Source organism: Leucobacter rhizosphaerae, assembly GCF_022919175.1.
GTDB lineage: Bacteria > Actinomycetota > Actinomycetes > Actinomycetales > Microbacteriaceae > Leucobacter > Leucobacter rhizosphaerae.
On record NZ_CP095043.1, the window covers coordinates 38,437 to 52,386 of the forward strand.

General features: G+C 68.8%; 13 protein-coding genes. 11 read left to right on the forward strand and 2 right to left on the reverse strand.

Translation table 11 applies throughout. From position 1 onward, the window contains the following. Positions 1 to 24 precede the first annotated feature (24 nt). Positions 25 to 654 carry a membrane protein YczE gene (yczE, locus tag MUN76_RS00200; protein WP_244686095.1) on the reverse strand — a complete coding sequence of 210 codons (630 nt, stop codon included), beginning with the start codon at positions 652 to 654 and terminating at the stop codon, positions 25 to 27. 61 nt (positions 655 to 715) lie between these two features. Between yczE and yczR the strand changes: the two genes are divergently transcribed. From yczR to smpB, 5 genes are all read left to right on the forward strand, one after another. Beyond that, positions 716 to 2,152, forward strand: a complete 1,437-nt coding sequence (gene yczR / locus MUN76_RS00205; RefSeq protein WP_244686096.1) for a MocR-like transcription factor YczR — start codon at positions 716 to 718, stop codon at positions 2,150 to 2,152. An 86-nt stretch (positions 2,153 to 2,238) separates the two neighbouring features. Beyond that, positions 2,239 to 3,348 carry a peptide chain release factor 2 gene (gene prfB, locus MUN76_RS00210; RefSeq protein WP_244686098.1) on the forward strand — a complete coding sequence of 370 codons (1,110 nt, stop codon included), beginning with the start codon at positions 2,239 to 2,241 and terminating at the stop codon, positions 3,346 to 3,348. 56 nt (positions 3,349 to 3,404) lie between these two features. Further along, a complete protein-coding gene (gene ftsE / locus MUN76_RS00215) occupies positions 3,405 to 4,556 on the forward strand; it encodes a cell division ATP-binding protein FtsE (RefSeq protein WP_244686099.1) in 1,152 nt (383 codons plus the stop codon). Beyond that, positions 4,553 to 5,467, forward strand: a complete 915-nt coding sequence (gene ftsX, locus MUN76_RS00220) for a permease-like cell division protein FtsX (protein ID WP_244686101.1) — start codon at positions 4,553 to 4,555, stop codon at positions 5,465 to 5,467. Before ftsE ends, ftsX begins: the two co-directional genes overlap by 4 nt. Before the next feature lie 188 nt (positions 5,468 to 5,655). Next, positions 5,656 to 6,132 (forward strand): SsrA-binding protein SmpB, encoded by a 477-nt coding sequence (gene smpB, locus MUN76_RS00225; RefSeq protein ID WP_244686103.1) that lies wholly within the window; start codon positions 5,656 to 5,658, stop codon positions 6,130 to 6,132. 80 nt (positions 6,133 to 6,212) lie between these two features. On the opposite strand, the gene MUN76_RS00230 is transcribed toward smpB, so the two are convergent. Beyond that, positions 6,213 to 7,220 carry a LacI family DNA-binding transcriptional regulator gene (locus tag MUN76_RS00230; protein ID WP_244686105.1) on the reverse strand — a complete coding sequence of 336 codons (1,008 nt, stop codon included), beginning with the start codon at positions 7,218 to 7,220 and terminating at the stop codon, positions 6,213 to 6,215. Positions 7,221 to 7,474: 254 nt separating this feature from the next. On the opposite strand from MUN76_RS00230, the gene MUN76_RS00235 reads away from it, so the two are divergent. From MUN76_RS00235 to rhaI, 6 genes are all read left to right on the forward strand, one after another. Next, positions 7,475 to 9,004, forward strand: a complete 1,530-nt coding sequence (locus tag MUN76_RS00235; RefSeq protein WP_244686107.1) for a sugar ABC transporter ATP-binding protein — start codon at positions 7,475 to 7,477, stop codon at positions 9,002 to 9,004. Continuing rightward, a complete protein-coding gene (locus MUN76_RS00240; protein WP_244686109.1) occupies positions 9,001 to 10,032 on the forward strand; it encodes an ABC transporter permease in 1,032 nt (343 codons plus the stop codon). The genes MUN76_RS00235 and MUN76_RS00240 overlap by 4 nt, the downstream gene beginning before the upstream one ends. Continuing rightward, positions 10,029 to 11,096 carry an ABC transporter permease gene (locus tag MUN76_RS00245; RefSeq protein WP_244686111.1) on the forward strand — a complete coding sequence of 356 codons (1,068 nt, stop codon included), beginning with the start codon at positions 10,029 to 10,031 and terminating at the stop codon, positions 11,094 to 11,096. Before MUN76_RS00240 ends, MUN76_RS00245 begins: the two co-directional genes overlap by 4 nt. Before the next feature lie 71 nt (positions 11,097 to 11,167). Continuing rightward, the gene (gene rhaS / locus MUN76_RS00250; RefSeq protein ID WP_244686113.1) at positions 11,168 to 12,211 is read left to right on the forward strand and encodes a rhamnose ABC transporter substrate-binding protein; all 1,044 of its coding nucleotides are present in this window, start codon (positions 11,168 to 11,170) and stop codon (positions 12,209 to 12,211) included. A gap of 113 nt (positions 12,212 to 12,324) precedes the next feature. After that, complete coding sequence (locus MUN76_RS00255) at positions 12,325 to 12,681, forward strand: L-rhamnose mutarotase (protein ID WP_244686114.1); 357 nt, start codon at positions 12,325 to 12,327, stop codon at positions 12,679 to 12,681. Beyond that, the gene (gene rhaI / locus MUN76_RS00260; RefSeq protein ID WP_244686116.1) at positions 12,678 to 13,850 is read left to right on the forward strand and encodes an L-rhamnose isomerase; all 1,173 of its coding nucleotides are present in this window, start codon (positions 12,678 to 12,680) and stop codon (positions 13,848 to 13,850) included. The genes MUN76_RS00255 and rhaI overlap by 4 nt, the downstream gene beginning before the upstream one ends. The last annotated feature ends 100 nt before the right edge of the window (positions 13,851 to 13,950 follow it).

The window sequence follows — 13,950 nt, forward strand, 5'->3', positions numbered from 1 at the left end:
GCGAGATCTCGCAGCCCCTTCCTGTCACCCGACGGGGAGGGGCTGTTCCGTCGCCTGCCCGGCGTCGCGGGCGTCGTTCCTCCAGCGGCGGTCGAAGAGCGGCAGCGTCACGGAGCACAGCGGACCGATGAGAAGTGCGAAGGCCAGGGTGCCGAAGCCGACGTTGCCGCCGAGCAGCCAGCCGACGAGCAGCACGGTGAGTTCGACGCCGGTGCGGCCGATCCAGATCGGCGTGCCGAAGCGGAGGTGGATCCCGGTCATGAGCCCGTCGCGCGGCCCCGGGCCGAGCCGGGCGCCGATGTAGATCCCGCTCGCGACGGCCAGGAGGACGAGCCCGATGGTGAAGTACAGGACCCGGAGCCACAGCGCCTCGGGTGCGGGAAGCAGCCAGAGGCCGAGCTCGATGCCGGGGCCGACGAGCAGGATGTTCAGGATCGTGCCGATGCCGGGCTTCTGCCGCAGCGGCCACCACAGGAGGAGCACCGCCAACCCGATGATGTTGGTGAGGATCCCGATGCCGAACCCCGTGTGCAGCGACATGCCCTGCGCGAAGACCGTCCACGGGTCCACGCCGATGGCGGCGCGGATCATGAACGCGTCCGCGACGCCGTACAGGAGGAGGCCGGGGATCAACTGAGCGATTCTGCGGGTCATGTGATCAGTCCACTCCAAAGTGGCCTTGCGTACAAGAGGCCACTCTGCATACAGTGGCCTCATGATCCTTCAGCGCATCTCGGCCCGCAAGCTCACGGAGCTCCTCGGCACCTGGCGCGGCTCCGGCCACAGCTACCTCGAGCTGAGCGAGAGCATCGGCATGCTGGTCCGCGACGGCAGGGTGATCCCCGGTGCGGTGCTGCCGGCCGAGCGACCGCTGTCGGAGGCGCTCGGGGTGAGCCGCACGACCGTGAGCGCGAGCTACCAGCGGTTGCGGGAGGACGGCATCGCTGTCTCCCGCCGCGGGTCGGGCACGGTGATCCGGTCGCCACGACGCACCGCCGACGACCTGTGGTCGGGCGGGGGCGAGGCCGGGATCGATCTATCGAGCGCCTGTCCGGAGCCGTGGACGGGGCTCGCGGAACTGAACGCCCGCGCGCTCGCGGAGCATCCCGAGGCGTTCCGCCTCACCGGCTACGACACCCTGGGCCTCCCGGGGCTGCGACTCGCCCTCGCGGAGCGGTACACGCGGCGCGGGATCCCGACCGCTCCGGATCAGATCATGGTGACACTCGGCGCGCAGCACGCGATCTTCCTGATCGCCCGTACCCTCCTCAGCCGCGGGGATCGCAGCCTCATCGAGTCGCCGAGCTACCCGCACGCCCGGGAGGCGCTCGCGGCCACCGGAGCGCTCGTCGCCGAGCTGCCGGTGGGCGCCGACGGCTACGACGCCGCCGGGATGCTGGAGATCGCGATGCGCACCTCGCCGCGGCTCGCGTACCTGATCCCGGACCACCACAACCCGACCGGGATGACCATGCCGCCGGAGCTCAAGGCCCGGCTCATCGCCACACTCACGGCGCAGGGCAGCTACGTCATCGCCGACGAGACGACGGCGGAGCTGTCGCTGCGGCAGGCCCGCAGCATCACCCCGTTCGTGGCGTTCGCCGACCACAGCCACCAGCAGGATGCGGTGATCACCGTGGGGTCCCTCGGCAAGACGGTGTGGGGCGGGCTCCGGATCGGGTGGATCCGCGCCTCCGCCGACCTGATCGGCCGCCTGGAGACGACGCGGCGCATCGGAGATCTGGGCACGGGCACCTGGGAGCAGGTGGTTGCGAGCCTCGCCCTCGAGGAGTACGACGGGATCCTCTCCGAGCGCACGCGGCAGCTCACGGCGCGCCACCGGGTGCTCACCGAGCGCGTGTCATCGCTGCTGCCGAGCTGGTCGCTGTCACCGGCGGAGGGCGGCGTCTGCGTGTGGGCGGATCTCGGGGAGTCCGCGAGCACGCGCCTCAGCCGGCAGAGCGCGCGGCTCGGGGTCCGCCTCGTGCCGGGCCCGCGCTTCGGCAGCCCCGGCACGTTCGAGCGGTACGTCCGGTTGCCGTTCTCGGCGCCCGAACCCGAGCTCGAGGAGGCCATCGGCCGCATCAGCGACGCGTGGCAGCTCAGCGGGGAGCTCGGCGAGGCACCGGTCCGCGCGGGGGCCGTGATCTGAACGGGGCCGTGCCCGAGTCCCGGTGAGAGGCAGGGGCCCAGGCTCGGGCACCACCGCGGGCAGCGGGCGGGGTAGGGTTGAGGATCATGCTCGATCTTGATTTCAGCTCACGCATCCGCGCGCTCCGCGCCACCTACGCCGACATCGCGGCGGTGATGGATCTGCCGAAACTCGATCGCGAGATCCTCGAACTGGAGGAGCGCGCCGCCGCGCCCAACCTCTGGGACGACCCCGAGGCCGCCCAGCAGGTCACGAGCGGGTTGAGCCACCGGCAGGCGCGCGTCAAGCGGCTGCGGTCGCTGGCCTCCCGTCTCGACGACCTCGAGGTGCTCGTCGAGCTCGCGGTCGAGGCCGACGACGAGGACTCCGCGGTCGAGGCGACGGCGGAGATCGCAGCGATCGAGGCGCTGGTCCAGGAGCTCGAGGTGCAGACGATGCTGTCGGGGGAGTACGACGAGTACCCCGCCGTGATGACGATCCGCGCGGGCGCGGGCGGCGTGGACGCCGCCGACTTCGCCGAGATGCTGCAGCGCATGTACCTCCGCTGGGGGGAGCAGCACGACTCCCGCGCCACCGTGATGGAGACGAGCTACGCCGAGGAGGCGGGCATCAAGTCGACCACGATCCAGTTCGATTCGCCGTACGCGTTCGGCACGCTCTCGGTGGAGGCCGGCACCCACCGTCTCGTGCGCATGAGCCCGTTCAACTCGGCGGGCAAGCGCCAGACGAGCTTCGCCGCGGTCGAGGTCATCCCGCTGATGCCCGAGGCCGAAGCCGTCGACATTCCGGAGAACGACATCCGCGTCGACGTCTACCGCTCGAGCGGCCCGGGCGGCCAGTCGGTGAACACGACCGACTCCGCGGTCCGCATCACGCACCTTCCGACCGGCACCGTTGTTTCGATGCAGAATGAGAAGAGCCAGATCCAGAACCGCGCCGCGGCCATGCGCGTGCTCCAGGCGCGCCTGCTGATCCTGCAGCGCGAGGAGGAGGCGGCGAAGAAGAAGGAGCTCGCGGGCAACATCACCGCGAGCTGGGGCGACCAGATGCGCAGCTACGTGCTCGCCCCGTACCAGATGGTGAAGGACCTGCGGACGGAGTTCGAGGTGAACAACCCGCAGAACGTCTTCGACGGCGACATCGACGGATTCATCGCAGCCGGGATCCGCTGGCGCTCACTCGCTCAGAATCAGTAGGTGCTTCAGCGCGCCTGCGCCCCTCGCCCAGCGTTCGGGCGTAAGGTCGTTGCGTCATGATCCTCTTTGAGAACGTCACCAAAAAGTACCGGGGTACCGCGAAACCCGCGCTCGAAGGTATCGACCTGCAGGTCGACCGGGGAGAGTTCGTGTTCATCGTCGGCGCCTCCGGGTCCGGCAAATCGAGCTGCCTGCGGCTGATCCTGCGCGAGGATCAGCCGAGCGCGGGGAAGATCCACGTGCTCGGGCAGGACCTGAGCAAGATCTCCTCGCGCAAGGTTCCGTACTTCCGCCGCAGTCTGGGCACCGTGTTCCAGGACTTCCGTCTGCTCACGAACAAGACCGTCTACGACAACGTCGCGTTCACCCTGCAGGTGATCGGCAAGTCGCGCGGCTTCATCCAGGAGGCGGTGCCCGACACCCTCGAGATGGTGGGCCTCGCCAACAAGGCGAAGCGGTTCCCGCACGAGCTGTCGGGCGGTGAACAGCAGCGCGTCGCGATCGCCCGGGCGATCGTGAACAAGCCTGCGATCCTGCTCGCCGACGAGCCCACGGGCAACCTCGATCCCGCGACCAGCCTCGGCATCATGCAGCTGCTCCGCGCGATCAACGCCGCCGGCACCACCGTGGTCATGGCGACGCACGAGGCGACCTTCGTCGACATCATGCAGCAGCGTGTGGTCGAGCTGTCCCAGGGCATCGTCGTGCGCGACGAGCAGCGAGGCGGCTACGGCGAGACCGCCTCGATCCCGATCGCGGATCTCTCCGAGGCGGGGGCGCAGGTGCTGCGCACCAGCGAAGCCGTGGTGCGTGCGGCCCTGCAGCCCGACGGCACACCCGTGGTGGCTCCCGACGCCGCCGGCGCTCCGGCGGGCGCGGCCGCGGTGCCGACGATGGAGGAGGCCCTCGCGGCGAAGCAGGCCGCCGTGTCGCGCGCGGCCGTGGATCCCGCGGTGCCGGCACCCGAGCCGGTCGAACCGCCCCGCCGCGAGGCGTCGGTGTTCGAGGAGCCGGATCCGTTCGGCGACGACGACCTGGACGACACCCGCAGGGCAGACGCTCCCGCGAAGCGCCGGATCCCCGAGTTCCTCGAGCCGCGCAGTCCGCTCGATCCGCTGCGCATGTCCGAGACGGGCAATCTCGCGGAGCACCTGGGGCTCAACCGAACAGATGATGACGAGCAGACGGATGTGGGGCCGGTGCGATGAGGGTGGGCCTGGTACTCGGAGAGGTCTGGAGCGGACTCCGACGCAACATGTCGGTGGTCATCTCGGTGATCCTCGTGACCTTCGTCTCCCTTACCTTCGTGGGGGCGGCGATCATCATGCAGCTGCAGGTGCAGCAGATGAAGACCTTCTGGTACGACCGCGCGCAGGTCGCGGTGTACCTCTGCACGGACTTCGATCAGAGCGCCACGTGCGCCGGCACCGACGCGGGTGAGGAGGAGATCGCGGCGGTCGAGGCCGCGCTGCAGTCCGACACGCTGCAGCCGTACATCGCGGACTACTTCTTCGTCTCGCACGACGAGGCGTACGAGGAGTTCACGAAGCAGTTCGAGGGCAACCCGATCGTGGACATCACGAAGCCCGAGCAGCTCAACCAGACCTTCTGGATCAAGCTCAACGACCCGTCTCGCTCCGACATCATCAAGGAGACGTTCGCAGGGATCCCGGGCGTGCAGAGCGTGTCGGACCAGCGGAGCCTGCTCGACCGCATCTTCCTGTTCCTCGGCGTCGCGAGCTACACGGCCATCGCGATCGCGGGGCTCATGCTCGTCGCGGCGATGCTGCTCATCTCGACCACGATCCGCCTGTCCGCATACTCGCGGAGACGGGAGATCGGGATCATGCGCCTGGTGGGCGCCTCGAACCGGTTCATCCAGACGCCCTTCATCTTGGAGGGCATCATCGCGGCGCTGATCGGTGCGGTGCTCGCGGGGGCCGCGTCGGTCGCGATCGTGAAGTTCTTCGTGCAGGACTTCCTGGTCGCCGAGGTGCCGTTCACCAGCTACATCACGGTGGAGCAGTCGTTGATCGTGCCGCCGGTGCTGATCCTGCTCGGAGTGATCCTGTCGTCGATCGCGGCGAAGATCGCCATCACGCGCTACCTCCGGGTCTAGCGCGGGATCGCGGCGCACTGTGCGGCGGCAGTGCTCGCGCGGGTGCGGCGCCCCACGCGGGTGTGGCGCCTCAGGCGGTCGGGATCCGGGATCCGCGACCGCCTGAGGCGCGAGCACCGCGTGAGCGCTCGCGCCGTTTCCGATAGGCTGGTCCTTCGCGCTCGCAATCGGACGGAAGGGATGTGAGGATGCCGAAGGAAACCGGCGAGAAGCTGATCGCTTCGAACAAGAAGGCTCGGCACGAGTACCACATCATCGACACGTTCGAGGCGGGGCTCGTGCTCACGGGCAGCGAGGTGAAGTCGCTGCGCATGGGTCGCGCGTCGCTCGTCGACGGCTACGCGTTCATCGAGCACGGGGAGGCCTGGCTCGACACGATCTACATTCCCGAGTACCTGAACGGCTCGTGGACGAACCACGCGCCGCGCCGCAAGCGCAAGCTCCTGCTGCACCGTCAGCAGATCGACAAGCTCTATCAGAAGACCCGCGAGGGCGGCATGACGATCGTGCCGCTGCGACTGTACTTCCTGGACGGGCGCGCCAAGGTCGAGATCGCGCTAGCGCGCGGCAAGCGCGAGTACGACAAGCGGCAGACGCTGCGCGAGCGGCAGGATCGCCGCGAGGCGGATCGCGCGATCTCCGCGCGCAAGCACATCGGGGAGTAGCCGCGCACCTGCGGTGAGGCTGCGGAGTCCGGCTGCCCACGGCTCGACCTGCGCCCTGCGGAGGCGCCTCCGGTCGGGGATTACGCGTAGCCGAGTGTCGACGCGCGCGCGATGAGCTCCGGCTGGAACACGATCTGCTCGCGCTGCTCCGTGCCGGCGGCCTCGCGCAGCAGGAGCTCGACCGCGGTGGCGCCGATCTCGGCCGCCGGCTGCCGCACCGAGGTGATCGGCACCACCGCGGCGCTCGCGAAGTCGATGTCGTCGTAGCCGACGAGGGCGATGTCCTCGGGCACCCGCAACGAGCTCGACATCACGATCGCCTGGATCACCCCCATCGCGAGGAGGTCGTTGGCCGCGAAGATGGCATCGGGACGCTCCGCAGCGGGCAGCGCCGCCAGCTGCTCAGCCACACGGCGCCCCTCGAGCACCGTGAGCGCGTCCGTCGGGTGCACCGTCAGTGCCGCGTTCGTGTGCCGCGCGATGACGGACTGCGCGCCCTCGAGTCGCTGACTGACCTGTTCGATGTCGAGCGGGCCGCCGATGAACGCGATCCTGCGCCGGCCGATGTCGACGAGGTGCTGGGCGGCCGCGCGACCGCCCTCGACGTCGTTGACCGAGACCGAGGAGAAAGACTGGTCCGCGCTGCCGCGGTCGACGAGCACCACCTGGGTGCCCGATTCGCGTAGCCTCCACAGTCGGCTCAGGTCGGTGTGGACCGGGGAGATGAGGACCCCCGCCACCCGCTGCTCCTCGAACAGGTCGAGCAGGGTGGACTCGCGCTCGCTGGACTCGTCGCTGCCGCCGAGCAGCACCGTGTGCCCCGCGGAGAGTGCGCGGTGCTGGGCGCCGTGCGCCAGGTCGGTGAAGAACGGGTTGCGGGTGTCGAGCACCACGAGGCCGATGGTGTGGCTGCGGCCCGCGCGGAGCTGTCGGGCGGCGTCGTTCCGCACGAAGCCGAGCTCCTCGATCGCGGCCATCACGCGGTCCACCGTCGCGGGGGAGACGATCTCCGGCCGATTCAGCACGTTCGAGACGGTGCCGACCGACACCCCGGCTTTGCGGGCCACATCACGCACGCTCGTGCTCATGACGGCGACCTCCTTGCGGCTCTGCGGTGCGGGCGCCTGCTGCGGCGCGCACTGAGGAGTCTACTCGCAATTTTTGAAACGCTTCAATAACGGTTCTCCCCGTGTCGCTTCCTCAACTTGACCTGAGATATCGAATATGCATACACTCGGCGTACCTGCCCGTTGAAACGATTCAGAAATGATCGAGAAACATCCCGGATGCCGGCAGGGCACGTGAATCGCCGTCATGTCGCGGCAGGAAGTCAGTGAGTTCAATGAAGACATCACACGCCAGCGAACCAGCGCTCGAGCTGCGCGGCGTCACCAAGGCGTTCGGGCAGGTGATCGCGCTGCGCGACGGCAATCTCACCCTGTTCCCGGGGTCGATCCACGCACTCGTCGGGGAGAACGGCGCCGGCAAGTCGACGGTCGTGAAGATCATCGCGGGTCTGTATCGGCGCGACGCGGGGGAGATCCTGCTCGACGGCAACGTGGTCGACTTCACCACCACGGCCGAGGCCAAGGACGCGGGGATCGCCGTGATCTACCAGGAGCCCACCCTCTTCCCCGACCTCTCCGTGACGGAGAACATCTTCATGGGCCGCCAGCCCCGTGGCCGCTTCGGCCGCATCGACCGCGGCGCCATGCGCACCGAGGTGCAGTCGCTGTTCGCGCGTCTGGGTGTCGCCATGGATCCGGATCGCACCGCCGACGGCCTCTCCATCGCCGATCAGCAGATGATCGAGATCGCGAAGGCGATCTCCCTCGACGCGCGCGTGCTCATCATGGACGAGCCCACCGCGGCCCTCTCCGGGATCGAGGTCGAGCGGCTGTTCCAGGTGGCTCGCGCGCTCCGCGACGAGGGTCGCGCGCTCGTCTTCATCTCGCACCGCTTCGACGAGGTGTTCGCGCTCTGCGACACGATCACCGTCATGCGCGACGGCAGCTACGTCTCCACCCGTGCCATCAGCGATACGGACCCCGACAGTGTGGTCGCCGAGATGGTCGGCCGCGAGATCACGGAGCTCTTCCCGAAGCTCGAGACCGAGGTCGGCGAGCCGCTCCTCGTGGTCGACGGCCTCACGAGCCCGGGTGTCTTCAGCGACATCAGCTTCACCGTGCGCGCGGGCGAGATCGTGGGCCTGGCCGGCCTCGTGGGCGCCGGCCGCAGCGAGGTGGCGCGCGCCGTCTTCGGCGTCGACGGCTACCGCAGCGGCACCGTGCACGTCGCCGGCAAGCAGGTTCCGAAGGGCAAGCCGACGGCCGCCATGCGCGCCGGACTCGCCCTCGTCCCCGAGGATCGCCGCAAGCAGGGCCTCGTGCTCGACTCCAGCGTCGGGCGCAACACCACCTCGGTGATCCTCGACTCGCTCGCGAAGCTCGGCATCGTCACCACCGGCGCCGAGAACCGCGCCGCGCGGCCGTGGTCGGAGAAGCTCGAGGTCAAGGCCAACGCGCTCAGCACCATCGCCGGCACGCTGTCGGGCGGCAACCAGCAGAAGGTCGTGCTCGGCAAGTGGCTGGCCACGGATCCCCGCGTGCTCATCATCGACGAGCCCACGCGCGGCATCGACGTCGGCACCAAATCGGAGGTGCACCGCCTGCTCTCGACCCTCGCGAGCCAGGGCATGGGTGTGCTCATGATCTCGAGCGAGCTGCCCGAGGTCCTCGGCATGGCCGACCGTGTCGTCGTGATGCACGAGGGCCGCATCACCGCGACCATCGATCGTGATGACGCGACCCAGGAGAACGTGATGCGTGCCGCCACGCACAGCGCCAACGCAGAGACGGAGCAGCACGCATGAGCGCCACCACCCTGAATGCCCCGAGCGTCGGCTTCGGTGCGATCGTCGGGCGACTGACCCGGGCGCGCGAGGCCAGCATTCTGCTCGCCGTGCTGCTCGTCGTCGCGGCCGCAACCATCAAGAACCCGAACTTCCTGTTCTCGACCGACGGCTATCGCGACCTCTGGTTGACGCCCTCGCTGCTGCTGCTCGTCGCGGTCGGACAGGCCGTGGTGCTCATCACCCGCAACGTCGACCTCTCGGTCGGGTCGATCCTCGGCCTGAGCGCGTATCTCACCGGTCGGCTCTTCATCGATCTGCCCGGCGTGCCGGCCATCGTCGTCGTGCTGATCGCCATCGTCTTCGGCGGATTGCTCGGACTCGTCAACGGTGCGCTGGTCGCGTTCGCCAAGGTGCCCGCGCTCGTGATCACCCTCGGCACCATGTATGCCTTCCGCGGCATCAACGTGTTCTGGACGGGATCGGACCGCATCAACGCCTCCGACATGCCCCGCGACTTCCTCGCGCTCGGCACGGCCCAGGTCCTCACGATCCCCGTGCTCACGATCATCGCCCTCGTGGTCCTCATCGCGGTCGCGTGGTGGATGAAGAACACCCGCGGCGGCCGCGAGAGCTACGCGATCGGATCCGATCCCGATGCCGCGCACCTCTACGGGCTCCCGGTCACCCGCCGCGTCATCACGGCGTTTGTGCTCTCGGGTGCACTGTCGGGCTTCGCCGGTGTGCTCTACGCCGCCCGCTACGGCACGATCAACTCGCAGGCGGGCTCGGGCTGGGAGCTCGACGCCATCGGCGCGGCCGTCATCGGCGGTGTCGCGATCTTCGGCGGTGTCGGCTCCGTCTGGGGTGCGGCGATCGGCGCCTTCCTGCTCATGACCATCAACCGTGCGCTCCCCGTGCTCGGGGTGCCCGACTTCTGGCAGCGCGCCGTCGTCGGCGTCCTCATCATCGGCGCCATCGTGCTCGACCGGGTGCTGTCGTTGAGACAGCATCGAAAACTCATCGAAGAACGGGAGACGCAGCGATGACCGCTCTGACCACCGGCACCACCACGACCGGACTCCGTCACATCGCGGACTACGACCGCCCGCTCTGGCAGCGCCTGCTGCTCACCCGGGAGAGCGCGATCATCGGCCTCTTCGTGATCGTCGTGCTCGTCGCGACGATCCTCGTGCCGAACTTCGGCAGCAAGATCACCATGACCTATCTGCTGCTCGACATGTTCCCGATCCTGATCATCGCGCTGCCGATGACCGCGATCATCGTGACCGGCGAGATCGACCTGTCGGTCGCCAGTATGGTCGGGCTGTCGAGTGTGCTGACGGGGGTGCTCACCCAGGCGGGTGTGCCGTTCGGGATCACCATCGTGCTCGCCCTCGCGGCCGGTGCGGTGGGCGGCGCGATCAACGGCTGGCTCATCACCGCGGTCGGGTTGCCCTCGCTCGCGGTCACGATCGGTACCCTGGCGCTCTACCGCGGGATCGCGGTGGGTCTGCTGGGCACCACCGCCGTCACCGAGTTCCCCGCGTTCTGGACCGACCTCGCCAAGGAGAAGATCGGCTCGACCGGCATCCCGGTCGTGGTCATCCTCTTCGTGCTGCTCGCGGTCGCGTTCGCGATCCTGCTCCACTTCACGAAGTTCGGTCGCGGCGTGTTCTCGATCGGCCTCTCGCCCGAGGCGGCCCGCTTCTCGGGGGTCGACGTCGCGCGCACCAAGATGATCCTCTTCGTGCTGAGCGGTGCGGTGTCGGCGCTTGCCGGGATCTACTACACGCTCCGCTACGGCAGTGCCCGCGGCGACAATGCGACGGGCATGGAGATGCAGGTCATCGCGGCGGTGCTGCTCGGCGGCGTCTCCATCTTCGGAGGCCGCGGCGCCCTGCACGGCGTGATCGCCGGCGTCCTCCTGATCGGGGTGCTCGGCAGCGCCCTGCGCCTTGCGAACGTCACCTCGGACGTCATCAACATCATCACCGGCGTGCTGCTCATCGGCGCCGTGATCTCGACCAGCGTCATCGCGGCGTTCAAGAACCGGCGAAAAACCGGGAAAAAACTGCAGATCGCCGGAGCGCGATCCGCCACCGCGGCCTGACCCCCACGACTCACCACTCCCACCACACCCACACACCCGCTCCCGCGGGCGAGGAAAGGAAACATCGAACGATGCGGTTCACGAAGAACACGAAGAAGGCGGGCGCGGTCCTCGCGCTCGCGGCCAGCGCAGCACTGCTGCTCTCGAGCTGCTCCGCCGGTGGCGGCGACGCGGCCGATGGGGGATCGGAGTCGGGTGGATCCGGCGCCAGCATCACCTTCCTGCCGAAGAACCTCGGCAACCCCTACTTCGACACCTCCAGCAAGGGCGGCAAGGCTGCAGTCGAGGCCTTCGGCGGCACCTTCAACGAGGTCGGCCCCACCGAGGCGACGCCCGACGCGCAGGTCAGCTTCATCAACACCGCGACCCAGCAGGGCGTCGGCGCGCTCGCCATCTCGGCGAACGACCCGAAGGCGATCTGCGACGCGATCAACGAGGCCCGCGATAACGACGTCAAGGTCGTGACCTTCGACTCCGACACCAGCGCCGACTGCCGCGACCTGTTCATCAACCAGGCCGACGCCGCCGGCATCGCTCAGGTGCAGGTCGACATGATCACCGAGCAGATCGGCGACTCGGGTCAGATCGCCGTGCTCTCCGCCGCGGCCAACGCGACGAACCAGAACGCGTGGATCGACCTGATGAAGGAGGAGCTCGAGGCGAACCACCCGGACGTCGAGCTCGTCGAGGTCGTCTACGGCGATGACGACGATCAGACCTCGTTCGACAAGACTGCCGCGCTGCTCCAGACCTACCCGGAGCTCAAGGGCATCGTCTCGCCGACCACTGTCGGCATCGCCGCTGCGGCGCGCTACGTGTCGACCTCGGACGCCAAGGGCAAGGTCGCGGTGACCGGCCTCGGCACCCCGAACCAGATGCGCGAGTACGTCGAGGACGGCACCGTCACCGAGTTCGCCCTCTGGAACCCGGAGGACCTCGGCTACCTGACCGCCTACGCGGCCAACGCGCTCGTCTCGGGCGAGATCGAGGGGGCCGAGGGCGACACCTTCGAGGCCGGCGACCTCGGCGAGTTCACGGTCGGCGCCGACGGCGTCGTGCTGCTGGGCGATCCGTTCCGCTTCAACGCCGAGAACATCGGCGACTTCGACTTCTAAGTCGATCGCCGCGGGATCCCGGTGCACGACCGGCCGGGATCCCGCCCCACCCCGAACGACCTCCCCACCCCGGGGCGCCAGCCCCTTCCGCACCACCCCCGAACGGAGCCGCGATGCGCATCTGCTTCCAGCTGCAGGTCGATCCCGAGCGGCTCGACGAGTACACCGAGCGCCACGCGCGCGTCTGGCCCGAGATGCTCGAGGCCATCGCGGACGCGGGTCGCCGCAACTACTCGCTCTTCCTCCGGCCCGACGGCCTGCTCATCGGCTACTACGAGACCGATGACGACGCCGCGGCCCAGCGCGCCCTCGAGCGCGACCCCCGTACCGCAGCCTGGGAGGCCGACATGGCCGGGTTCTTCGTCTCCGTCGAGGGACGACCAGACCAGGACGCGCCCCGACTGACCGAGGTGTTTCACCTCGAAGACCAACTGGCAGCAGCCGAAGACCGCAGAAAGCGACTCTCATGAGCAACATCCTCACCCCCGACATCCGCGCCGTCCTCGAGCGTCAGGCCATCGAGGTGCCGTCCTGGGCCTACGGCAACTCGGGCACGCGGTTCAAGGTGTACTCGACCCCGGGCACCCCGCGCGATCCGTTCGAGAAGATCGCCGATGCCGCGCAGGTGCACCGCGTGACCGGGCTCGCCCCCGCCGTCGCCCTCCACATCCCGTGGGACCAGGTCGACGACTTCGCCGCCCTCGGGGCCTTCGCGGCCGAGCAGGGGGTCTCCCTCGGCACCGTGAACTCCAACACGTTCCAGGACGACGATTACAAGTTCGGCGCCCTGACCCACGAGGACGCCGCGATCCGCCGCAAGGCCATCGACCACCACCTCGCCTGCATCGACGTCATGGACGAGATCGGCTCGCGCGACCTGAAGATCTGGCTCGCCGAGGGATCGAACTACCCGGGTCAGGCCGACATGCGCGGCCGGCAGGATCGCCTGCACGACTCGCTCGAGCAGATCTACGCGCGCCTCTCGGGTGAGCAGCGCCTCGTGCTCGAGTACAAGTTCTTCGAGCCGTCGTTCTACCACACGGATGTGCCCGACTGGGGCACCTCCTACGCGCAGGTCGCCGCGCTCGGCGAGCGCGCGATGGTCTGCCTCGACACGGGGCACCACGCGCCGGGCACCAACATCGAGTTCATCGTCATGCAGCTGCTCCGCCTCGGCAAGCTGGGCTCGTTCGACTTCAACTCCCGCTTCTACGCCGACGACGACCTCATCGTCGGCGCCGCGGATCCGTTCCAGCTCTTCCGGATCCTGTTCGAGGCGCTGCGCGGGGGCGGGCTCGAGGCCGACAGCCCCGTCGCCTTCATGCTCGATCAGTGCCACAACGTCGAGGACAAGATCCCCGGCCAGATCCGCTCGGTGCTCAACGTGCAGGAGATGACGGCGCGCGCGCTGCTCGTCGACCGCGCGGCGCTCAGCGCGGCGCAGCAGTCGGGCGACGTGCTCGCGGCGAACGCCGTGTTCATGGACGCGTTCTACACGGACGTGCGTCCGGCGCTCGCCGAGTGGCGCGAGTCCCGCGGCCTGCCGGGCGATCCGATGGCGGCCTACGCGGCCTCCGGCTACTTCGAGCGGATCTCCGCCGAGCGCGTCGGCGGCACGCAGGCGAGCTGGGGCGCCTGACCCGACCACCGTTCCCTCCGGGAGGGCAGTCCCGGAGGGAACGGCGCACACCGCGCGAATTGCGGCCGCAGGCGGTATCATTGTTCAATGAACCAATGCG